The 20,930-nt window shown below is 69.4% G+C and carries 20 protein-coding genes, 1 tRNA gene and 1 pseudogene; 15 read left to right on the top strand and 7 right to left on the bottom strand.

Going from position 1 to position 20,930, the window contains the following annotated elements:
* The first annotated feature begins 168 nt into the window (after nt 1-168).
* The 5 genes from BMY97_RS47260 to BMY97_RS28780 are packed head-to-tail and all read left to right on the top strand — an operon-like array spanning nt 169 to nt 4,201.
* Nucleotides 169-1,164, top strand: a complete 996-nt coding sequence (locus BMY97_RS47260) for a hypothetical protein (protein WP_091622422.1) — start codon at nt 169-171, stop codon at nt 1,162-1,164.
* Nucleotides 1,157-2,107, top strand: coding sequence for a DNA methyltransferase (locus BMY97_RS28795; protein WP_177231592.1), 951 nt, complete (start codon nt 1,157-1,159; stop codon nt 2,105-2,107). The genes BMY97_RS47260 and BMY97_RS28795 overlap by 8 nt, the downstream gene beginning before the upstream one ends.
* A complete protein-coding gene (locus tag BMY97_RS28790) occupies nt 2,104-2,898 on the top strand; it encodes a recombinase family protein (RefSeq protein ID WP_091622417.1) in 795 nt (264 codons plus the stop codon). Before BMY97_RS28795 ends, BMY97_RS28790 begins: the two co-directional genes overlap by 4 nt.
* Nucleotides 2,895-3,416, top strand: coding sequence for a VUT family protein (locus BMY97_RS28785; RefSeq protein ID WP_091622415.1), 522 nt, complete (start codon nt 2,895-2,897; stop codon nt 3,414-3,416). Before BMY97_RS28790 ends, BMY97_RS28785 begins: the two co-directional genes overlap by 4 nt.
* The gene (locus tag BMY97_RS28780; protein ID WP_091622412.1) at nt 3,413-4,201 is read left to right on the top strand and encodes a deazapurine DNA modification protein DpdA family protein; all 789 of its coding nucleotides are present in this window, start codon (nt 3,413-3,415) and stop codon (nt 4,199-4,201) included. The genes BMY97_RS28785 and BMY97_RS28780 overlap by 4 nt, the downstream gene beginning before the upstream one ends.
* A 31-nt stretch (nt 4,202-4,232) precedes the next feature.
* Here BMY97_RS28780 and BMY97_RS28775 read toward each other — a convergent pair whose 3' ends face one another.
* Entirely contained in the window at nt 4,233-4,526 is a 294-nt protein-coding gene (locus tag BMY97_RS28775; protein WP_245787547.1) for a helix-turn-helix domain-containing protein, read from the bottom strand.
* 611 nt (nt 4,527-5,137) lie between these two features.
* Here BMY97_RS28775 and BMY97_RS46245 point away from each other — a divergent pair.
* The 3 genes and pseudogenes from BMY97_RS46245 to BMY97_RS48690 all read left to right on the top strand — a co-directional run.
* Nucleotides 5,138-5,461: a hypothetical protein gene (locus tag BMY97_RS46245; RefSeq protein WP_143086316.1), complete on the top strand. Its 324-nt coding sequence runs from the start codon at nt 5,138-5,140 to the stop codon at nt 5,459-5,461.
* Between the two features lie 79 nt (nt 5,462-5,540).
* Nucleotides 5,541-6,047, top strand: a complete 507-nt coding sequence (locus BMY97_RS46240) for a recombinase family protein (protein WP_143086315.1) — start codon at nt 5,541-5,543, stop codon at nt 6,045-6,047.
* 82 nt (nt 6,048-6,129) lie between these two features.
* Nucleotides 6,130-6,993, top strand: a pseudogene (locus tag BMY97_RS48690) (recombinase family protein); the annotation flags it as partial.
* Between the two features lie 54 nt (nt 6,994-7,047).
* On the opposite strand, the gene BMY97_RS48685 reads toward BMY97_RS48690, so the two are convergent.
* From BMY97_RS48685 to BMY97_RS28760, 3 genes are all read right to left on the bottom strand, one after another.
* Nucleotides 7,048-7,329, bottom strand: coding sequence for a hypothetical protein (locus BMY97_RS48685; protein WP_245787546.1), 282 nt, complete (start codon nt 7,327-7,329; stop codon nt 7,048-7,050).
* Nucleotides 7,330-7,395: 66 nt separating this feature from the next.
* Nucleotides 7,396-7,626 (bottom strand): hypothetical protein, encoded by a 231-nt coding sequence (locus BMY97_RS48680; protein ID WP_245787545.1) that lies wholly within the window; start codon nt 7,624-7,626, stop codon nt 7,396-7,398.
* 265 nt (nt 7,627-7,891) lie between these two features.
* A tRNA-Ala gene (locus BMY97_RS28760) sits at nt 7,892-7,964 on the bottom strand.
* 282 nt (nt 7,965-8,246) lie between these two features.
* On the opposite strand from BMY97_RS28760, the gene BMY97_RS28755 reads away from it, so the two are divergent.
* The 7 genes from BMY97_RS28755 (at nt 8,247) to BMY97_RS28725 (ending at nt 18,218) form a co-directional block, all read left to right on the top strand.
* Nucleotides 8,247-10,469, top strand: coding sequence for an RICIN domain-containing protein (locus BMY97_RS28755; RefSeq protein ID WP_091622407.1), 2,223 nt, complete (start codon nt 8,247-8,249; stop codon nt 10,467-10,469).
* Between the two features lie 137 nt (nt 10,470-10,606).
* Entirely contained in the window at nt 10,607-12,259 is a 1,653-nt protein-coding gene (locus BMY97_RS28750; protein WP_091622404.1) for an NAD(P)/FAD-dependent oxidoreductase, read from the top strand.
* Nucleotides 12,256-13,683, top strand: a complete 1,428-nt coding sequence (locus BMY97_RS28745) for an ATP-binding protein (RefSeq protein WP_091622401.1) — start codon at nt 12,256-12,258, stop codon at nt 13,681-13,683. Before BMY97_RS28750 ends, BMY97_RS28745 begins: the two co-directional genes overlap by 4 nt.
* Nucleotides 13,684-13,802: 119 nt before the next feature.
* On the top strand, nt 13,803-14,885 hold the full coding sequence (locus BMY97_RS28740; RefSeq protein WP_091622398.1) for a hypothetical protein: 1,083 nt from the start codon (nt 13,803-13,805) through the stop codon (nt 14,883-14,885).
* Entirely contained in the window at nt 14,885-16,024 is a 1,140-nt protein-coding gene (locus tag BMY97_RS28735; protein ID WP_091622396.1) for a toxic anion resistance protein, read from the top strand. The genes BMY97_RS28740 and BMY97_RS28735 overlap by 1 nt, the downstream gene beginning before the upstream one ends.
* Entirely contained in the window at nt 16,021-17,640 is a 1,620-nt protein-coding gene (locus tag BMY97_RS28730; protein ID WP_091622393.1) for a VWA domain-containing protein, read from the top strand. Before BMY97_RS28735 ends, BMY97_RS28730 begins: the two co-directional genes overlap by 4 nt.
* Complete coding sequence (locus BMY97_RS28725) at nt 17,637-18,218, top strand: hypothetical protein (RefSeq protein ID WP_091622390.1); 582 nt, start codon at nt 17,637-17,639, stop codon at nt 18,216-18,218. Before BMY97_RS28730 ends, BMY97_RS28725 begins: the two co-directional genes overlap by 4 nt.
* Nucleotides 18,219-18,230: 12 nt before the next feature.
* On the opposite strand, the gene BMY97_RS28720 is transcribed toward BMY97_RS28725, so the two are convergent.
* The 3 genes from BMY97_RS28720 to BMY97_RS28710 all read right to left on the bottom strand — a co-directional run bounded on the left by BMY97_RS28720 (nt 18,231) and on the right by BMY97_RS28710 (nt 20,889).
* Nucleotides 18,231-19,124, bottom strand: coding sequence for a serine hydrolase (locus BMY97_RS28720; protein WP_091622387.1), 894 nt, complete (start codon nt 19,122-19,124; stop codon nt 18,231-18,233).
* A gap of 173 nt (nt 19,125-19,297) precedes the next feature.
* Nucleotides 19,298-20,083, bottom strand: a complete 786-nt coding sequence (locus BMY97_RS28715) for an SDR family NAD(P)-dependent oxidoreductase (RefSeq protein WP_218156902.1) — start codon at nt 20,081-20,083, stop codon at nt 19,298-19,300.
* Nucleotides 20,080-20,889: a hypothetical protein gene (locus BMY97_RS28710; protein WP_091622384.1), complete on the bottom strand. Its 810-nt coding sequence runs from the start codon at nt 20,887-20,889 to the stop codon at nt 20,080-20,082. Before BMY97_RS28710 ends, BMY97_RS28715 begins: the two co-directional genes overlap by 4 nt.
* Nucleotides 20,890-20,930: the final 41 nt, after the last annotated feature.

The following is a 20,930-nucleotide window of genomic DNA, read 5'->3' as shown; positions in this document are numbered from 1 at the left end:
CGCCATTGCCGAACCTCGGTCGGAGCTGACTGAACAGTTTCCCACCCGCATCCATGCGGGCTTCTACGGTCACCAAGAAAGTCAATTTGGTGTGTCCAAAACGGGGTCAAAAAACGGAGTTAAGGGGCGTCAGAACACACGGCACCCATCCGTCGGAGGAGACCCACGATGACCCCGACACACGGCAACGACTCCCCAGGAGACGACTCCCAGGAGCACGGCCCCACCGACCCACCGACCATCCCGATCCCGCTGCCGCAGATGCGGCGAGCGCCGCGCCTGCGCACCCTGCGCCTCGCGCTGCGCCACCCCCGTCCGGCCCGGCCGAGCACCATCTGGCCGTGCGCTCAAGACGACCTGAGCGAGGGCACCGGCCTGCTCGCCAACTGGCTGCTGACCGCGGTCATCAAGATCGTCACCACCTACACCCAACCCGGCCAGCGAGTGCTGTTGCTCGACCCCGCGCCCTACCTCACGCCGGGCGCGTCGTGGCCGACGATCGCGGTCCGCAACCGGCCCTGGCGCGGCCCGTACGCCGGACTGCTCGAAGCCGGCTGGACCGTGGTCCGACTCGGCCGCGGCATCCAGACCCAGACCGCCGTCGCCAACCCCGACCCGGCCGGCGAGCACCCCGTCGACGCACCGGCCCAGTCTGAGTCCGGACCCGGACTGCCCACCGAAATTCCGTCCGCCGACCACCCGGTCGGACCGTCGGCGGACCGCGTGGCCGAACCGGACCCGGCCGCGACCGGACACGGTCCGGACCGCTACGACCTGATCATCACCGCGGCCGAACCGCACACGCTCGGCTGGTTCCGCCCGACCGACTGGACCGGTCTGCTCACCCCGACCGGCATCCTCGCCGTCATCACTCATGGTGACCGCAGCAGCAGCGGTCGGCTCGCCGACCCGGCCGGCGCGCTCGTGCGCACCGCGCACCACGCCGGACTGCGCTACCTCGATCGCATCGCGCTGCTACGCGTACCCGTCCGCGACGGCGCGCTCGCCGCTGCAACCCCGGCCACACGCGACCGTTCCCAGGTCCAGTCGGGACGGTCGACGTCCACCGTCCGGCACACCCAGGTGCACGACGACCTCCTGGTGTTCACCTGCCAGCCCGCCCTCAGCGGCCCGACCGATGGCGAGGAGACCTCCGATGACTGACCGTCCCACGTCGCCCTGGCCACTCCCCCTACCGCCGGGGGAGGAGCCGCCGATCCCGCCGTTGTCGGTCTGGTCGACCGGCCAGCGCGACCCCGCGGCGCAGCTGCGCAACAGCGGCTGCGTGCCCGGCACCGATGCCGACACCGACCGGATCCCGCCCGCCGTCGCCGCCTACGCGATCGCGACGCACACCCGCCCCGGCGACCTCGTTCTCGACCCTGACTGCGGGGCCGGCACCGTGCTGACCGAGGCGCTGCGCGCCGGTCGCCACGCGCTCGGGCTGACCGCCCGCAACCGGTGGTGGACGCTCGCCCGCGCCAACATCACCGCCGCCAAGACCGCGGGCGCGTGGCGCGACGGATCGGTCCTCGACGCCCGTCCGAAGGTGCTCGCCACGATCCGCGCCGCCGGGTTGGTCGGCCGAGTCGGACTCGTCCTGACCGCCTTGCGCACCACACCCGACGAGCCGACGGATCGTGCACCGAGTCCGGACCGCGACCCCGACTCCGCCATCGCCGAACTCGCCGCGACGCTCACCTACTGCGAGCCACTGCTGCGCTCCGGCGGACACCTCGTCGTCGTCGCGCGACCCCGCCGACACCCCGACGGCTCGCTGGTCGACCTGACCACCCCGCTGATCGCCGCGGCGAGGGCCGCGGGCCTGGCGCCGGTCGAACGGTGCGTCGCGCTGACTGCCGAACTGCGGGGTAGCCGACTGGTCAACCGAGCCTCGCTCGCCGAGCGCCGCGCCGCCGCCCGAGCCCGCGCCGCCGGGACGCCGACCGCACTCACCGCGCATCACGAGGTGCTCGTCTTCCAACTCGCCCACGACGCCGAACTAGCCGACGCCGCAGCAGTCGACATCCCGTGGTCGACCGGGGACCAAGTCATCCGGCCCGCAGTCAACGGCGTCAAGTACCCCGGTTGGAGGCGAGCGGCATGACCACTCGCCTGTACTGCCGCGAGTGCGGCTGGCACACCAAGTTCCGCAGCAAGCGCTCCGCGCTGCGCGCCGCCGGCCGTCCCCACTGCACTGGCACACCGGTGGCCGAAACCTGTCCACGGCGGTGGTCCCGACTGTGGACAAACCTGTGGACAGGCCGATCCGATGCCGCGGCCAACAACACCGAAGTCGGGGCCGACGACGGAATCGGTGACGGCGAACTGATCGATGCCCGCGGCAACCGCGTCCAGTGGGCCGCGCTCGCCGCGCACCACGCCGAAACGACTCGGCGGGCCCGCCAGGCGATGGTCGAAATCGTCCGCGCCGGCTACCAGATCGGGCCGCCACCGTATGGCTACCGCGCCCTGCGCATCCGGGTCACCGACCCGACCGGACACAGCAAGCTGCGCGCGGTTCTTGTCCCGGACTGGCAGACCGCCGCGGTCGTCAAGCAGATCTTCATGTGGCGTGCCGACCACGGCCTGAAGTTCGCTGTCATCGCCACGCGACTCAACGCCGACCCGCGCCAGTACCCGGTACCGGTGCCTAACAGGCGATGGACCGCCAAGGCCGTGCGGCGGATCGTCACCAACGCCAAGTACACCGGGCGTCAGGTCTGGGGTCGCACTGTCGCCGGCCGCCCCGCGCCCGTGGAGCAGTGGGTCACGTCAGCGCCGAAAGTGCACGAGCCGTTGGTCGACGAGCGCACCTTCCGCCGCGCCCAGCCTGGCCCCACCGAGCATCCACCCGGCGCGGCGAACGCGGCAGACTGCCCGCCGAGCGCGGCATGAACACCCGCCGGTGGACCGTCGCCGCCGCAGTCTTGTTCGCCACCTATGCGGCGACGATCGCCGGGGCGAACTGGGCGTCCACGCTGTGGCCGGCGGTCGCGGTCGCGGGCCTGCAGATTCCCGCGGGCGCACTCTTCGCGGGACTCGCGTTCACCGTCCGGGACCTCCTACAAGACGTTGTTGGCGCCCGGACAACGCTGCTCGCGATCGCTCTCGGTGCGGCGTTGTCCGGGCTGGTCGCCGAGCCGCGGATCGCGCTGGCCAGCGCGGTGGCCTTTGTCGTCTCCGAAGGCGTCGACCTCGCCGTCTACACCGCACTGCGGCAGCGGAATCGCTTCGCTGCCGTGGGTCTGTCGAACGCGGTCGGGTTGCTCGTCGACAGCCTGCTGTTCCTGCCGCTGGCGTTCGGCTCGCTGACTTACCTCGCCGGGCAACTCGCCGGGAAGACCGCCACAACCGTCATCGCGGTCGCCGTGCTCGTGGGCACCCGCGCCCACCGGAGGGCGGTGCCGGCGTGAAGTTCTTCCTGGGCGCCCACCAACCCATCTGGCTGACCCGTGTACCGGACATCCCGCTGCTGGTGTCGCACCGGCGGCTCGGCCACCGTCGCACTCTGCCCAGCGCCATCACCGAATGGGCGCTCGACTCCGGCGGCTTCACCGAACTGCAGCTCCACGGTCGCTGGGAGACCAACGAGAAGGACTACGTCCGCGCGGTCCGGCGCTACGCCGACGAGATCGGCAACCTCACCTGGGCTGCGCCGCAGGACTGGATGTGCGAGCCGCACATCCTCAAGCGCACCGGTCTCACGGTCCGCGAGCATCAACGGCGCACCGTCATCAACCTCGTCCGCCTCCGGGACCTCGCGCCCGAGCTCGCATGGGTGCCGACGCTGCAAGGCTGGACCCTGTCGGACTACCAAAGGTGCGCTGACCTCTACGACCGGGCCGGGATCGACCTGGCAATCGAGCCGCTCGTAGGGATCGGCACGGTGTGCCGGCGCCAGAGCAGCGCTGATGTGGAGCGCATCATGCGTGCCTTCGCGGCGCGCAATTTGAACCTGCACGGCTTCGGCATCAAGATCACGGGCCTCAACCGGTATGCCGAAGCTCTCTGTAGTTCGGACTCGATGTCATGGAGCAGGCGTGGCCGCTACGTGCCCGGATGCGGTCCGAGCCACCGCACCGAGTCGAACTGCCTGCGCTTCGCGCTGAGCTGGTATCGACAGATCCAAACCAGGCTCGGTTCGGCAGGGCTGACAGCGGAAGGCGTTCACCCCGACCCGTTGGCGAGGGTCGCGTGAAGACCGTCGCCGCGCTGCTTGCGCTGCGAGCTCACTGCTCGCCGCGTACCTCGGTGCTGTCCGGTTCGACGAGCGAGACGTCGCGTGGCGTGTCGATCCCGAACAGCTCGTTCGGCGTGCACTGCAGCGTTGTGCACAGCGCCTTCAAGGTCGCCACCTTGACCTGGACCGGCTGCTTCTTGATCAGCACGTCAACCGACTGGAGGGACAGTTCGAACCCGGCACGCTGGACGAGGAGCTCGCGCAGTTCGGTCGCGTTCCAGACGTTGCGGGAGGCCATGACCTTCCGCAGCCGCCACTCGATCTGCACCCGCTGCCCGCCCATGCTCGTCGCTCCGCGGCGCTTCGCGCCGTCGCCAACGACGCTCAGTGTCCCCGATGGCGACGGAAGCCGGCCGCTGCATGTCCGGCGTGTTCAGCAGACGCACATCCGCAAGCAGGCATAACCTGAGATACACAGGCTACACACGAGCTATTCAAGTGTTACCTTAGTTGAATGACAGACGTGTGCGCGGCTCAACAGATAGGAGGTGCCTCGGCACCCATCACGTTCAACGTTCTGCAGGCGCAAGGCCGTCCGCGGTCCGCGCCGGTACTGATCATCTGGACTCGCGTCGACCGCCGTCCATCTCGTTTGCACGAGGTGCCTCAGCACCCGTTCGACAAGGCCCCTGGCCCTGCCGAACGGCGAGAGTCCAGCACGGCCACGAGCGCCGGCCCCGCACACACGTACTCGGGGAGTAGAGGCCCGCTGATCGTGACAGCTTCGGCGATCCCAGCTTGTTCAACGCACGTCATGGTGCGTGCCCGCGTCGCCGCGAAACCCGCCTCGCGCGGACCGGCGACCGCAGGTGTCAACGGCTGGGAGCGCCCGCTGTGTCGACGGTTCCTGTCGCCGACCAGCAGCCCCATGAACCTCCGCCACGCGCGGACTTCATGGGCACGAAGGGGGCGCTCATGTGCGCTCAACCTCGCAACCCTGACCAAGCCAACGACAACGCCGCCAACATCCCTGCTGCAGTCGAACTGCAGCAGGAAAGCTCCGCCAACGCGCCGAGCCGGCAGCCCCGGCAAAGCGCTCGCGCCGGCAGGGCTGGGCGCAACTTGGTGGTGCGCGGCGTTCGCCGCGATCCCCCCGACATCCACAAGCTCGCGCGAGTGGTCGCCAGCCTCGCGGCAGCGTTGTTGGCGGCCGAATCCGGCGACCAACCGCCGCGCGCCGAGCCTGACGCCGACCACCACCTCCGCGACGCCGCATAACGCCGCACGTTTGCGCTCGCCCAACAAATGCGGCGGATCGGCCTCGTTCGCCGCTGCCCCGAAAGGAAGGTTCAACACGATGTCTGCCAATTGCCATCCCCGCACTGATCGCCTGGCCGAAGATCCGCGGGTTCGACGCTTCGTGCGCGTCGGCCTTTACCAGCGATGCCCCACTTTCGGCGAAAGCGACTTCCTACAGTCCTACGTCGCCTCCCAGCCTGATTGGCGAGTCGCTCTTCGCAGCAGCGACGATGGATCAGGTGCCACGTTGAAGCGGCGTGGACTGCAACGAATGCTGGCGGCAGCCCGATCCGATGCCATCGACGTGCTCGTCGTCCGCCACATGTACAACCTGTCCCGAACAACTCAGCACCTCGCCTTCCTGCTCGACGAGCTGACGTCGCACGGTGTGCGGGTGGTCTCGGCCGCTGACCCCGGCCTCGACACCGAGACCCCGTTCGGCCTCTTCCTCGTACGCGTGGTGAGTGCCGTCGCCGAGATCGAGCACACCGGCGCGCTCGCAGATCGGCGCGCTCGCCTTCGCCACAAGCAGAAATCCGGTAACGAGTCGCCACTTGCGGGTTAGCCCGCAACGCACCCGGCAGATCCGCCGGGCCAATACAGCGACCAACACCGTCCTCATCCAGACGACTCACAACGAGGTGTTCATGAACAGCGCTTATGTCGGTTCGGACGACGAACTGCAGGCAGACGTCGCGCTCTGCGTCCAGCGACCGTCCACTGACCTCGAACCCGGTACACGCGCGGTGATCTACCTGCGTGTGTCCTCGTCCGGACAGGTCAAGACTGACTACAACGACGAGGGCATCTCCATCCCGGCACAGCGTGAGTCATGTCTGCGCAAGGCGAAGGATCTGGGCGTCACGGTCATCGACGAGTACGTCGAGCCCGGACGCTCGGGAACGGAGATGACCAAGCGGGAGGCGTTCCAGCGCATGCTCGCGCGGGTACGCAGCCAGGGCGACGTTGACGTCATCATCATCTACCAGCTCTCGCGTATGGCTCGTAACCGCTACGACGACGCGGTCGTCATGGCAGACCTGCGCAAGCGCGGTGTCACCCTCGTCTCGGCCACCGAGGCCATCGACGACACCCCGGTCGGCCAGCTGATGCACGGCATCCTGGCCACGTTCAACGAGTACCAATCCCGCCAATCCGGTGCCGACATCGCTTACAAGATGGGTCAGAAAGCCCGCAGCGGTGGCACCCTCGGCCGCGCGAAACTCGGCTACCTCAACTACATCGACCACTCAGATGGCCGAGTAATCCGCACGATCATCGTTGATCCCGAGCGGGCACCGATGGTCAAACTCGCCTTCGAGCTCTACGCCACAGGCGACTATTCCTTGGACGAGTTGGCCGACGAACTGTACGACCGCGGACTCCGCACCCGTGCCACCATTAGGCATCCGGCGAAAAAGGTGTCGATCAACAAGCTCTCGCAGATGCTGCGCGACCGCTACTACCTCGGGTACGTCGACTACAAGGGCGAGGAGATCCGCGGCCGACACGAGGTCCTGATCGACGACGAGGAACTCTTCGACCAAGTCCAGGAAATCCTCGAATCACGGCTCACAGCAAAGGAACGCCGCCGCGTTCACCACCACTACCTCAAGGGCTCGGTGTACTGCGGCTACTGCCGACGCGCCGGCAAGACACAACGACTGGCGATCCAACGCACGGTCAACCGCCACGGCTACGAGTACCTGTACTTCTTCTGCCGCAACAAACGCGACGGAATCTGCCCAGGCCCGCACGTCCACATCTACCAAGTCGAAGAAACCATCGAACGCCACTACGCCAACATCCGATTCCACCCGGAATTCATCGCGGACGTCGGCGCGCACATCGACACCGTCATCAACGAACAGGAGGCCGCCGCACGCCTACTGCACAAGCAGATCGCCAGCCAACTACGCGAACTCGACACCAAGGAGGAGAACTTGATCGACCTCGCCGCCGACGGCACACTGCCGCAAACCAAGGTCAAAGCCAAACTCCGCGATATCGGCACAGAACGACGACGCCTCACCCAGCGGCTCGACACCGCCAGTGCCGACCTCACCGACAGCGCTCGACTCATCCAGGCCGCCCTCAAGTTCCTGGAAGCCCCCGAAGAGCTCTACCGACGCTGCAACGACCAACAACGGCGCCTACTCAACCAAGCGATCTTCCACGGCCTCTACATCGAGGACGACCAGGTCACCGACCAGGACCTCCACGACCCCTTCGGGCAACTTCACGCCCTTCAGCGCGAACACGTCCCTGGGCCAAGGCTCGCGACGGCTCGGTCGCCGCGTGGGAGCAGCAAAAAGGCCACCCGCTCAGCGGATGGCCCTTCAACTTCCGGCGTTGCCCTCTTGCTCAAGGGCGTTGACGCAGGCAAGGGTTCTAATAACAACCCTAGGGTGGAGCTAAGGGGACTCGAACCCCTGACCCCCTCACTGCCAGTGAGGTGCGCTACCAGCTGCGCCATAGCCCCGAAGCGAAGGTGAACTCCGCATCTCGTGTGGCCATACGTTACACCCCGGCCCCGCCTCGGTCTCAGGGGGGTGGTGATCAGTGGCTGTTGGGCTGTTCGGGCAGGTGACCTGCACGTTCATGACTTATTTTAAATCCTGTATTGATTCTCTGTGTGGTCCCGGTTACATTTTGCTCGGTTGTGACGCCGAGGTCCCCGCCCGCTACGCCGCGTCTCCATCCCTGGGTTCAGCCTTGCCGTTTCCTGCTCAGCGAACGCCGCGATGCGGCGGAGGAGGTTCCGATGAGTCGACGGTCACGGAGAGTGGCGACGTTGCTGCTGTCCGCCTTCACCCTGGTGGTGGGGTATCTGACGGTAGCGGCACCTGCGGCACCAGCGGCACCAGCGGCGCAGGCCGCGGCCGTGCCAACGGACTGGTCCACGGTCAGCTCCGTGAACAGCGGGAAGTGCGTGGACGCGCGGGCCGCGGCCAGTGCGAACGCCACCGCGGTCCAGCAGTACTCGTGCAATCAGGCGGCATCGCAGCAGTGGCAGTTCCAGGCGACCAGCGACGGCTACTACCGCGTGAACACCCGGAACAACGCGGCGCAGGCGTGGGACGTCACGAACGTCTCGAAGGCCGACGGCGGGCTGGTGCAGCTCTGGGCCTACTCGAACGGGGCGAACCAGCAGTGGCAGCCGGTCCAGGAAACCTCCGGCGCCTACCACTTCGTGAACCGCAACAGCGGCAAGTGTCTTGACGTGCCCAGCGCTTCGATGGCGGACAGTGTGCAGCTTCAGCAGTACGCCTGTAACGGCACCAATGCCCAATCGTTCACAATTACCCCCGTGGGTGGCACTACTCCTCCGAGCTCGGGGCAGCCGGACCTCGGGCCGAACGTCGTCGTCTTCGATCCTTCGATGGACAGCGCGGCGATCCAGAGCAAGCTGAACAGCATCTTCAGCCAGCAGGAGAAAAACCAGTTCGGCAGTCAGCGGTACGCGGTGATGTTCAAGCCGGGCACCTACTCCAACGACGTCAACGTCGGCTTCTACACGCAGGTGCTGGGCCTCGGCCTGTCGCCGGACGCGGTGACGATCAACGGCGCCGTGCACGTCGAGGCCGACTGGTTCCCGCCGCAGAACGCGACGCAGAACTTCTGGCGCGGCGCCGAGAACCTGTCGGTGAACCCGGCCGGCGGCGCCGACCGCTGGGCCGTGTCGCAGGCGGCGCCGTACCGCCGCATGCACCTGCGCGGTGACCTGGCGCTCGACGACGGCGGCTGGGCCAGCGGCGGCTGGATCTCCGACTCGAAGATCGACGGCCAGGTCCGCTCCGGCTCGCAGCAGCAGTGGATCTCGCGTGACTCGCAGTTCGGCAGCTGGAACGGGTCGAACTGGAACATGGTGTTCGTCGGCGTCAACGGCGCGCCCGCCAGCACCTTCCCCTCCCCGCCGTACACCACGGTCGGCCAGGCGCCGGTGGTGCGCGAGAAGCCGTTCCTCTACATCGACGACGCCGGCAACTACCAGGTGTTCGTCCCGTCGGTGCGCACCAACACCTCGGGCACCAGCTGGGCGAACGGCACCGCGCCGGGCAGCTCCCTGCCGATCGACCAGTTCTACATCGCGAAGCCCGGCGCGACCGCGGCCGAGATGAACGCGGCGCTGGCGGCGGGCAAGAACCTGCTGATCACGCCCGGGGTCTACCACCTGAACCAGACCCTGCACGTGACCCGGCCGGACACCGTGGTGCTCGGCCTCGGCATCGCGACCCTGGTGCCGGACAACGGCATCACCGCGATGAACGTGGACGACGTGGACGGCGCCAAGATCGCCGGCCTGCTGATCGACGCGGGCACGACCAACTCCAGCACGCTCATGCAGGTCGGCGCCGCCGGCTCGAGCGCCGACCACTCGGCCGACCCGACCTCGCTGCACGACGTGTTCTTCCGCATCGGCGGCGCCGCCGTCGGCAAGGCGACCACCAGCCTGGTGGTGAACAGCAACAACGTGATCGGCGACCACATGTGGATCTGGCGCGCCGACCACGCCGCGGACAACAGTTACGTCGGCTGGAACACCAACACCGCCGACAACGGGCTGACCGTCAACGGCGACAACGTGACGATGTACGGCCTGTTCGTCGAGCACTACCAGAAGACCCAGGTCGTCTGGAACGGCAACGGCGGGCGCACGTACTTCTTCCAGAACGAGATGCCCTACGACGTGCCGGACCAGGGCGGCTGGATGAACGGGTCGACCCAGGGCTACTCCGCGTACCAAGTCGGCCCGAACGTGACCAGTCACGAGGCGTGGGGGCTGGGCAGCTACTGCTTCTTCAACACCAACCCCTCGGTCGCCAGCGCCCACGCGTTCGAGGCGCCGAACACCCCCGGGGTGCGGTTCCACGACATGGTGACGGTTTCCCTGAACCACCAGGGGACCATCACGCACGTGATCAACTCGACGGGCGACACCACGCCCGACGGCACCAAACCGGTGAACCTGGTGAGCTACCCGTAGCCACCTCCCGGACAACCGGCGCACGCCGTGGTGGCGGCCGCGGCGTGCGCCGGTCCCCACCTCGCGGCGGGCCGGAGCGAGAGGGACCTTCGCCCGTGACGGCGCCCTCCGGGGACCGCACGCCGTAGGCTGGGCGTGTGAGCCAGCCGATCCTGATGACCGTCGACGACGACCCCGCTGTGTCGCGCTCGGTCGCCCGTGACCTGCGTCGCCGCTACGGCAAGGACTACCGCGTCATCCGCGCCGATTCGGGGGCCGACGCCCTCGACGCGCTGCGCGAGATCAAGCTGCGCGGCGACGCCGTCGCGGCCATCCTCGCCGACTACCGCATGCCCCACATGGACGGCATCGTCTTCCTCGAGAAGGCGATGGACCTGTTCCCCAACGCCCGTCGCGCCCTGCTGACGGCCTACGCCGACACCGACGCGGCCATCCAGGCCATCAACGTGGTCGACGTCGACCACTACCTGCTCAAGCCGTGGGACCCGCCGGAGGAGAAGCTCTACCCGGTCATCGACTCCCTGGTGGAGACGTGGCTCGCGGTCGGCGACCGGCCGGTCGAGGAGACGAAGCTGATCGGCCACCGCTACTCGGCGCCGTCGTTCAAGGTGCGCGACTTCCTCGCCCGCAACGCCGTGCCGTACCGCTGGTACTCGGTGGACGACGAAGAGGGCGGCCGCATCCTGAAGGCCGCCGAGGCGTGCGAGACGGACATCCCGGTGGTCGTCACGCCGGACGGCACCGTGCTCAAGCAGCCCTCCGGCGGGCAGATCGCCGACGCGGTCGGTTTGTCGACCCGGCCCGCGCAGGAGTTCTACGACCTGGTCGTGGTCGGCGGCGGGCCGGCCGGGCTCGGCGCCGCCGTGTACGGCGCGTCGGAAGGGCTGCGCACCGTGCTGGTGGAGAAGAAGGCCACCGGCGGGCAGGCCGGCACCAGCTCCCGCATCGAGAACTACCTCGGCTTCCCGGACGGCGTCTCCGGCGCCCAGCTGACCGACCGGGCGCGGCGTCAGGCCCAGAAGTTCGGCGCCGAGGTGCTCACCGCCCGCGACGTGGTCGGTCTGGAGGCCCGCGGTTCGAGCCGCGTGGTGACCTTCGGCGACGGCTCGGAAATCGCCGCGCACTCGGTGATCCTCGCCAGCGGCGTCACCTACCGGGCGCTGGAGGCCGAGGGCATCGAGGAGCTCACTGGCCGCGGCGTCTACTACGGCTCGGCCGCCACGGAGGCGCCCGAGTGCAAGGGCGAGCACGTTTACATCGTCGGCGGCGCGAACTCGGCCGGCCAGGCCGCGGTGTTCTTCTCGCGCCACGCCGCGGACGTGACGATCCTGGTGCGCGGCGCCTCGCTGGAGGCGTCGATGTCGCACTACCTCATCGAGCAGCTCGCGGCCATCGACAACGTGCACGTCCGCACGCACACCACCGTCGTGAAGGCGCACGGCTCGGAGCACCTCGAATCGCTGACCCTGTGCGAAAACGGCGTGACCGAGACGGTCGACAGCGGTCACCTGTTCGTCTTCATCGGCGCCGCGCCGCGCACCGAGTGGCTCGGCGAGACGATCCAGCGCGACGGCCACGGCTTCGTCCGCACGGGCCCGGACCTGGTCGCCGAAGGGCGTTACCCGGCCGGCTGGTCGCTCGACCGCGACCCGCACTACCTGGAGTCGTCCGTGCCCGGCGTGTTCGTGGCGGGCGACGTCCGTTCGCAGTCGGTGAAACGCGTGGCCTCCGCCGTCGGCGAGGGCGCCATGGCGGTCACCCTGGTCCACCGTTACCTGGAGGAGCAGTGAGCACACCCGCACTGCCGCGTGAGGAACTGCGCGGCCTGTTCCTGTTCGAGCACCTGTCCGACGAACAGCTGGACTGGATCGAAGAGCACGCCGCCCTCGAGCGTTACGAGGGGGGCAGCGTGGTGATCCAGGAGGGCGAGCCCGCCACCTGCTTCTACCTCCTGCTCGGCGGGGCACTGCGGATGACGCGGCTGGTCAGCGGCGTCGAGGTCGAGATGAAGCGCTCCGACCAGCGCGGTTCCTATTGCGGCGCAACACAGTTCTTCGTGCATCAGGAGACCGACCACTCGTACGGCGCTTCGGTGCACGCGGTCAGCGACGTCGAGTTCCTGACGCTGCCCGCGGCCGAGTTCGCCGTCCAGTTCCGCGGCTGGTTCCCGATGGCCGCGCACCTGCTGGAGGGCATGTACGTCGGCTGGCGCAACACCGACACGGTGATCTCGTCGCGCCGGCGGCTGCTGGCGCTCGGCGAGCTTTCGGCGGGGCTGACGCACGAGCTGAACAACCCGGCCGCGGCCGCCGTGCGCGCCACCGCTTCGCTGCGCGAGCGGGTCGCCGGGATGCGCCACAAGCTGGCGCTGCTGGCGAAGAAGGACATCGACCCGGATCTGCTGGAGCAGCTGCTCGACGTCCAGGAGCGCCTGGTCAAGCAGGTCGCCGACGCGCCGAAGCTCACCGCGATGCAGCAGTCCGACCGTGAGGACGAGATCGGCGACTGGTTCGACGACCACGGCATCGGCCAGGGCTGGGACCTCGCCAGCATCTTCGTCAGCGCGGGCTTGACCGCCGACAGCCTGGACGGTGTCCTGGATTCCGTCGGCGAGGGCCTGCTCGACAGCGCGGTGCGGTGGCTGGCGTACGCGCTCGAGACCGAGATGCTGATGGGCGAGATCGAGGACTCGACCACGCGGATCTCGGCGCTGGTCGGCGCGGCGAAGCAGTACTCGCAGATGGACCGCGCGCCGCACCAGTGGATCGACGTGCACGAAGGACTCGACTCCACGCTGGTGATGATGTCCGGCAAGATCGGCCCGGGCATCCGCGTGGTCAAGGAGTACGACCACGGCATCGCCCGGGTGCCGGCGTACGCGGCCGAGCTGAACCAGGTGTGGACCAACATCATCGACAACGCGCTGGGCGCGATGGCCGGCGAGGGCACCCTGACCCTGCGCACGTGGCAGGTCGACAAGCAGGTGCGCGTCGAGATCGGCGACACCGGGCCGGGCATCCCCGAGGACGTGCGGCAGCGCATCTTCGAGCCGTTCTTCACCACCAAGGGCGTGGGCGAGGGGACCGGCCTCGGGCTCGACATCTCGTGGCGCATCGTCGTCGAGCGGCACTACGGCGACATCAAGGTGGAATCCGCCCCCGGTGACACCCGGTTCGAGATCTGCCTTCCGGTGGAAGAGCAAGCCTCGCTCTAACCGCCCCTTCCCGTTCACCGATCGTTCATCACGAAATCCTCCGGCCGCGCGTCAAAAGAGTCGCGGGGACTGGAGGATTCGTGGTGTCGGTCGGGGGATCTGGGGAAGGTGGGGGTTTCTTGAAACGCCGGTTGTCCATCGGACTGGCCGTGGTATTGGTGCTGGGGGTCGTGGCCGCGATCGTCTGGGGGCGCTCGGGCAGCTCGTCCGGCGGTGATCTGACGGTCGTGCGCGGGGTGATCGGCTCGGAGAAGCAGGCCTTCTTCACCGACTCGCGCGTGGTGGCCGCGTTCGCCAAGCACGGGCTGAAGGTCGAGGTCGACACCGCGGGCTCGCGCCAGATCGCGACCACCGTGGACCTTGCGAAGTACGGGTTCGCCTTCCCGTCGTCCTCGCCGGCCGCGCAGAAGATCCAGCGCGACCGCAAGGTCACCACGGTGTACACGCCGTTCCAGTCGCCGATGGCGATCGCGACCTTCGAGCCGATCGTGGCGCTGCTGAGCGCGAACGGCGTGGTGCACAAGGGCGCCGGCGACTACCAGGTGCTCGACGTGGCGAAGTACCTCCAGCTCACGCAGGCCGGCACGCGCTGGGACCAGCTGCCGGGCAACACGGCCTACCCGGTGCGCAAGAACGTGCTCGTCACCACCACGGACCCGCGTGAGTCCAACTCCGCGGCGATGTACCTGTCGATCGTTTCGTTCGTGGCCAACGGGAACAACGTGGTCAGCAGCGCCGACCAGGAGTCGAAGGTGCTGCCGCAGGTCGCGAAGCTGTTCCTCGACCAGGGTTACACGCAGAACAGCACCGACGGCCCGTTCGAGGACTACCTGTCCGCCGGCATGGGCAAAACGCCGCTGGCGCTGATCTACGAATCGCAGTACGTCGACCGGCTCGTGCGCGCCGACGGCTCCATCCGCCCGGACATGCGGATGCTCTACACGGCGCCGACCGTGTACTCGAAGCACACGCTGGTTCCGTTGTCCCCCAACGGGGACCAGGTCGGCCAGCTGCTCTCGACCGACCCCGAGCTGGGCGGCCTCGCGGCGACGTTCGGCTTCCGCACCACGAACCCGAAGCTGTTCGCCGACGTCGTGGCGAAAGCGAAAGCGCCCGTGCCGGCGGACCTCGTCGACAGCGTCGAGCCGCCGTCGTTCGAGACGCTGGAACGGATGCTCGACGCGATCCAAAGCCAGTACTGATGGAGGACTTCACCCTGACTGCGCCCGAGGCGGTCCACGCGGTGCCGGTCGAACGCGCGGCCGGCCTGATCGCGCTCGGTGACGACCGGCGGGCGGAAATCTCCGCTCGCGCGGCCGGGTTCGCGGCCCGGCTGGAGGCGCTGGACGTCCACTCGCCGGAGTTCACCACGCTGCTCGACGAGCTGCTCGCCGTCGGCGAGGCGGACATGCGCGCGGCGGCCGCGGTCGCCGGGACGATGCTGGACCGTTCGACGCGGGCGCTGGAGTCGGCGTCCTCACCGCAGGAGCGGGTGACGACCAGCCTCGCGGACCTGCGCCGCACGGTGGCCGAGCTGGACCCGGCGAAGCTGCCGCTGACCGGGCGCAAGCTGCTCGGCCTGTTCCCGGCCGCGGCCGGCGCCAGACGCGCGCTGGACCGGTACCGCGCGGCGAACGAACCGGTGAACGCGCTGGTCGGGGACCTGCGCACGCGCCAGGACGGGCTGCGCCGGGACAACGCCGTGCTCAAGGGGGAGCGGGAGCGCCTGTGGGCCACGCTCGGCAAGCTGGCCGAGGCGGCCGCGTTCGCGGAAGCCGTCGACGCCGCGGTCGAACGGCAGGCGAGTGTGTTCGACCTGACCGATCCCTTACGCGCCAACGCTTTGCGCGCCGACGTGCTGTACCCGATCCGGCAGCGGCACCAGGACGTCCTCACCCAGCTCGCCGTGAGCGCGCAGGGCTACCTCGCGCTGGACCTGGTGCGGCGCACCAACGACGAGCTGATCCGCGGCGTCGAGCGGGCGGTGTCCACAACGGTTTCGGCGCTGCGCGTCGCGTTGCTGGTGAGTTCCGCGCTGGCCGGGCAGCGCGACGTGCTCGACGAGGTCGCCGCGCTGCAATCCACCACCGAGGGACTGCTGCGCGCGAACGCCACGCTGCTTGAGTCGCAGAGCGCGGAGATCCGCCGGGCGGCCAGCTCGCCCGCCGTCGCCGTCGAAACGCTGCGTGACTCGTTCGACCGGATTTACGCCGCCATGGACGCGATCGACGGCTTCAAGGCCGAGGCGGTGCGGACCATGGCGTCCACTGTGGAGTCTTTGGGCGGGGAGCTGCACCGCGCGGAGGACCGGCTGCGCCGCAGCCACGAGGGGGAGCTGTGAAGAACCTGGCCGTGCTGGGGCTGGCGGCGTTGCTGGCGCTGGCCGGGTGCTCGTCGACGCCGGATTCGGCGGAGCCGGCGGGCCCGCCCGAACCGGGCACGTTGCGCGTGCTCGCAGGCAGCGAGCTGGCGGACCTGCAGCCGGTGCTCGACGCGGCGGAGAAGGCCACCGGCGTCAAGGTCAAGCTCACCTTCACCGGCACGCTCGAGGGCACCCAGTCACTCGCGAACGGCAGCCTCGACGGCCACTACGACGCCGTGTGGTTCTCCTCGAACCGTTACCCCGCAGGCATTCCCGACGCGGCGAAACGGCTGGGGAACCAGGTCAAGATCATGAGCTCGCCCGTGGTGCTGGGGCTGGCCCGCTCCGCCGCGCAACGGCTCGGCTGGGACTCGCGGCCGGTCAGCTGGGGCGAGATCGCCGCGGCGGCGGGCAAGAAGGAGTTCAGCTACGGCATGACTGACCCTTCCGCGTCCAACTCGGGCTTCTCCGCGCTGGTCGGCGTCGCGTCCGCGCTGGCGCATTCCGGCACGGCCGTCGACGCGCAGCAGATCGCCGCGGTGACGCCGCAGCTCACGCAGTTCTTCAGCGCGCAGGCGATGTCCGCCGGCTCGTCGGGCTGGCTTTCGGACGCCTACCAGCGGCGCGCGACCGGTCAGGACCCCGGGCAGAAGGTGGACGGGCTGATCAACTACGAGTCGGTGCTGCTGTCGATGAACGCCGCGGGCAAGCTGCCCGAGCCGATGAAGCTGATCTACCCCAGCGACGGCGTCGTCACCGCCGACTACCCGCTCACCCTGCTGACCAGCGCCGGCGACGACGCGCGCGGGGCGCACCAGCGGCTCACCGACTACCTGCGCACGCCGGACGCCCAGCGCCGCATCATGGACACCACCCAGCGGCGGCCGGTGGTGCCCGGCGTCGCGCCCGGGCCGCAGTTCGTGCCGCGGGACCTGGTGGAGCTGCCGTTCCCGGCCACCCAGCAGGCCGTCGACGCGCTGCTTTCGGCCTACTTCAACAAGATCCGCCGCCCGTCGCGCACGCTGTACCTGCTGGACACGTCCGGCTCGATGGAGGGCGACCGGATCGAAGCGCTGCGCTCGGCGCTGGTCGGCCTGACCGGCGCGGACAACTCCCTGGTGGGGCGGTACCGGCAGTTCCGCAGCCGGGAGGAGGTGACGATGCTGCCGTTCAACACCGGGCCACAGGCGCCGCGGACGTTCACCGTGCCGGAGCAGGGGCCGGAGGCGGAGCTGGCGAAGATCAAGGCGTTCGCCGAAGGACTGCAAGCGGGCGGGGGCACGGCGATCTACGACAGCCTCCAACGCGCGTACCAGGTGATGGAGCCGTTGGCCGCCAAGGACCCGGACCGGTTCACCTCGATCGTGCTGATGACCGACGGTGAGAACGAGAACGGCGGGAACCTCTCGTCGTTCCGTTCCACGTTCGGTGCGCTGCCCGCCGCGATGCGCCAGGTGCCGGTCTTCACGGTGCTGTTCGGGGAAGGCAGTGGCGACGAGCTCACGCAGGTCGCGACCATGACCGGCGGCAAGGTCTTCGACGCCAGGAACACGCAGCTGTCCAGTGTGTTCCAGGAGATTCGCGGCTACCAGTGAGCCGATCGCGGCTCGGGCGTTGGCTGGGTTCGGCGAAGAACCTGGCCGGGTGCGTCGGCGGCCTGATCGGGCTCGTGCTGTACCTGACGGGCGTCGTCGGGGCGATCTGGCCGCTGGTCGTGGTCGTGCTGTACGCGGCGGGCGCGCTGCTCGCGCCGCCGGAGCGGGTGCGGCTGGTCGCCGACCCGGCGGCGGAGGCGGCCGAGCTGCGGACGTCGCTGGCCGCGTTGGCGCAAACGGTTTCGACGCACGCCGGCCGGCTGCCGGAGTCCGCTGTGGACAGTGTCCGGCACGTCGTGGAGGTGCTGGACGACCTGCTTGGGCACCCCATCGCGGACGCCGGCCTCCGGCACCGGGTGCTGCTGCTGGCGCGCACGGACCTGCCGCTGTCGGTCGAGGGCTACCTGAACCTGCCGCGCTGGTTCGCCGCGCGCCGTCCCGCCGCGGCCGCGGAGCTGCTGACCCAGCTCGAACTGCTGTCCGGCCAGGCGGACCGGCTGGCGGAGCAGGTCTACGCCACGGAGGTCAACCGGCAGGCGGACCACACCCGGTACCTGCGGGACCGGGACCAGGACTGATCCGGCTCCCGGTCACCGCAGCAGGCTGCCGCCGGCGGTGAGCCGGCTTTTCAGCGTGCTGGTGGCCGCGGTGAGCGCGGTGGTGGCGGTGGCCCAGTCGATGCTGTCGTCCCAGGTGGCCATGACCGCGAGGGCGAAGGTCCGGGAGCCGGTCCGGACCAGGCCGGTGGTGTTGAGCACGCGACGGCCGTCGGAGCTGCCCCAGCCCTGTTTCACCGCCCAGTCCGCGCCCGGGAAGGCGCGCGGGATCCCGAAGTGCTGGTCGAAACCGTCGGCGGCGTTGCGTGGGGCGCTTTCCATGGCCTCGGTGATGAAGTCGCGTTCGTCTTCGGGCAGCTCCGCGGTGATGTGCCGGTAGACGGTGATGACGTCGGCGGGCGACATCCGGGTGGAGCCCCACTGGCCGGTGTCGGCCGGGGGCGAGGTGTGCGTGAGCCCCAGCTTTTTGGCCTGCCGCTGGACAATCGCCGGGCCGCCGTCCTGCAGCCACAGGCGGCTGGCGATGTGGTCGTCGCTGGCTGCGAGCATGGTGTGGAGGTCCGTGGCCTCGCTGCCCTCGGGCAGCCCGGACCGGTCGATCAGGTCGAGCGCGATGAGCAGCTTGACCACGGACGCGGTGGGCTGCGGCTGATCGGCCTTCCAGCTCAGCCTCACCGCGCACGCGTCCAGATCGACGAGCTCGAGTTCGAGCCGGGGGTCCTTTCCCTTGCTCAGCAACGCTTCCCTGGCTTCGGTGACAGCGCTTTCCGGCTTGTCCCCGGCCTCGGTGGGAGCCGAGCTGCACGCGGCCGTCCACTGACTGCTCGCGGATCCGCTGTTCAGGGCGATCGCGGTGACCACACCGATCACGACGATGAGCGCGGCGATCCCCACGCGCACCTTCAGCTGTCCTGGATGTTTCAGCAACGGGCCACCTCCGCCGGCAATGTGGGCGATCCGAAGCTATTCAGGACGGCGTCGCGGGGGATCGACCGATGAGCCGCCGGATTCCGGCCAGGCGGTGGGAAACCTGGCTGGAGGGGGCGCATTTATCGGCCGGATGGCCGATTCCTCGCTGTTTCAGCGCGTGCTACTACCGACTATCGGGCAGTTTCCCCGCCATCAATGGGCAACGCGGCGCCGGTGATGAAGGAGGCGGCGTCGCTGAGCAGGAAGGCGACGAGCCCGGCGATCTCGTCCGGGGTGGCGACGCGGCCGGTGGGGTTGGGCGCGTCGAGTTCGGTGCTGGGCTGCTGCGGGGAAGCACCGAGCAGCCGGCGGTACAGCGGCGTGTCGACGTTGCCCGTCACCAGGGTGTTGACCCGCACGCCGCGGTCGGCGCATTCCAGCGCCGCGGACTTGCTCAGGCCGACGACGCCGTGCTTCGCGGCGGTGTAGGGGCCCAGGCCCGGCACGGCGGCCACGCCGGCAGTCGAGGCGTTGGTGACGATGGACCCGCCGCCGCTCGCGCCGATCGCCGGGATCTGGTGTTTGAGCCCGTAGAACGCGGTGGTCAGGTTCAGCTCCAGCTCCTCGTGCCAGGCTCGGCCGGAGACCTGGTCGAGCGGCCCGGTGGCGACGACACCGCCGGCGTTGTTGACCGCGCCGTGGAGCCGGCCGAAGGTGGCACGAGCGGCTTCCACGGCAGCGGCCACGTTGTCTTCCACGGTCGCGTCGCAGGTGATGAACAGCGCTTCGCCGCCGGCGGCGCGGATCTCCGTGACGAGGTGTTCGCCGAGTCCGGTGCGCCGCCCGGCCGCGACGACCGCCGCTCCCTCCGCGGCCACGCGCCGCGCCACCGCGGCGCCGATCCCGGAGGTGGCGCCGACCACCAGCACGACCTTGCCGGCCAGGGCAGCCCGCTGCGGTGGCTCAGACCGGGTCACGAACGGGGGCCGAGCCGAGGCAGGGTCAAGGTCCGTGCCGCCGTGGTCAGCCAGCTCAGCAGATCACCGAGCGGGATGCGGGCGAGTCGCTCGGGCCACTCGTCCGCGACGGTGTCCAGCACCAGTTCGCCTTCGGCGGCGCGAACCCCGTTCAGCCGCAACCCCTTCGGCAGCTCCGGCAGAGGCAGCACGATCGGCCGGATCCGTTTCGGCGCGCGGAACTTCCACCGTCCGATGTGGAGGGTGGTCGGCGTCAGCACCACTGTGTCAGCTGCCACTGTGGGCAGCAGAGTCAGGTGCCCCCACGCGGGACGCCGCGTCGAGCGCAGCCGCAGCCCGTCGTGGTGCGGCGTGGCGACGATCCCGGGGCGCAGCGCCGCCACCCGTTCCCGGACCACGTCCCCGTCGACGAAGATCTCCAGCCCCACCTCGGCCGGGATCACCGACGGCGTGGGCAGGCTGCGCACCCGCACGTCCTTCGCCAGCACGACCACCCGGCGCAAGGCGAGCGGCGGGGTCCCGGGCCAGTCGATGTTCTCGGCCACGATGCGGACGTCGCCGATCCGGCCGGTCGCCAGCCGCAGGGAGTCCGCGGGGTAGTCGAGTTCGGTGAGGGTGAGGGCCATCTCGGCGCCGTCCACCGTGGCGGTCAGGCGCCTGCCGATGAGCTGCTCGGTGACGGTGCGCGCGAGCGCGGCGGGCACGTCCGGCACGAGCGAGCGCCCGGCGGCCGCGAGGCCCGCCAGCTCCGTCCACGGCACCAGCCCCTCGAACGGCAAGCCGCCGAACCTTCGGCCTTCGGTCATCCGGCCATCGTATGGCGTTTCTACCGGGGCGGCGCCGAGAT

The sequence above is a fragment of the Amycolatopsis saalfeldensis genome (assembly GCF_900110575.1).
In the GTDB taxonomy this organism is placed as follows: Bacteria; Actinomycetota; Actinomycetes; order Mycobacteriales; family Pseudonocardiaceae; genus Amycolatopsis; species Amycolatopsis saalfeldensis.
The sequence above is the reverse complement of the archived record's forward strand: the minus strand, read 5'-3'. Positions and strand labels throughout refer to the sequence as shown.

Coding starts and splice junctions, on each gene's coding strand:
- BMY97_RS46245 (WP_143086316.1), top strand. CDS start 5,138: ATGGGCACGAAGGGGGCGCTCATGTGCGCTCAACCTCGCAACCCTGAC.
- BMY97_RS28775 (WP_245787547.1), bottom strand. CDS start 4,526: ATGGGCGGGCAGCGGGTGCAGATCGAGTGGCGGCTGCGGAAGGTCATG.
- BMY97_RS28735 (WP_091622396.1), top strand. CDS start 14,885: ATGGAGGACTTCACCCTGACTGCGCCCGAGGCGGTCCACGCGGTGCCG.
- BMY97_RS28710 (WP_091622384.1), bottom strand. CDS start 20,889: ATGACCGAAGGCCGAAGGTTCGGCGGCTTGCCGTTCGAGGGGCTGGTG.
- BMY97_RS28785 (WP_091622415.1), top strand. CDS start 2,895: ATGAACACCCGCCGGTGGACCGTCGCCGCCGCAGTCTTGTTCGCCACC.
- BMY97_RS28755 (WP_091622407.1), top strand. CDS start 8,247: ATGAGTCGACGGTCACGGAGAGTGGCGACGTTGCTGCTGTCCGCCTTC.
- BMY97_RS28790 (WP_091622417.1), top strand. CDS start 2,104: ATGACCACTCGCCTGTACTGCCGCGAGTGCGGCTGGCACACCAAGTTC.
- BMY97_RS47260 (WP_091622422.1), top strand. CDS start 169: ATGACCCCGACACACGGCAACGACTCCCCAGGAGACGACTCCCAGGAG.
- BMY97_RS28795 (WP_177231592.1), top strand. CDS start 1,157: ATGACTGACCGTCCCACGTCGCCCTGGCCACTCCCCCTACCGCCGGGG.
- BMY97_RS46240 (WP_143086315.1), top strand. CDS start 5,541: ATGTCTGCCAATTGCCATCCCCGCACTGATCGCCTGGCCGAAGATCCG.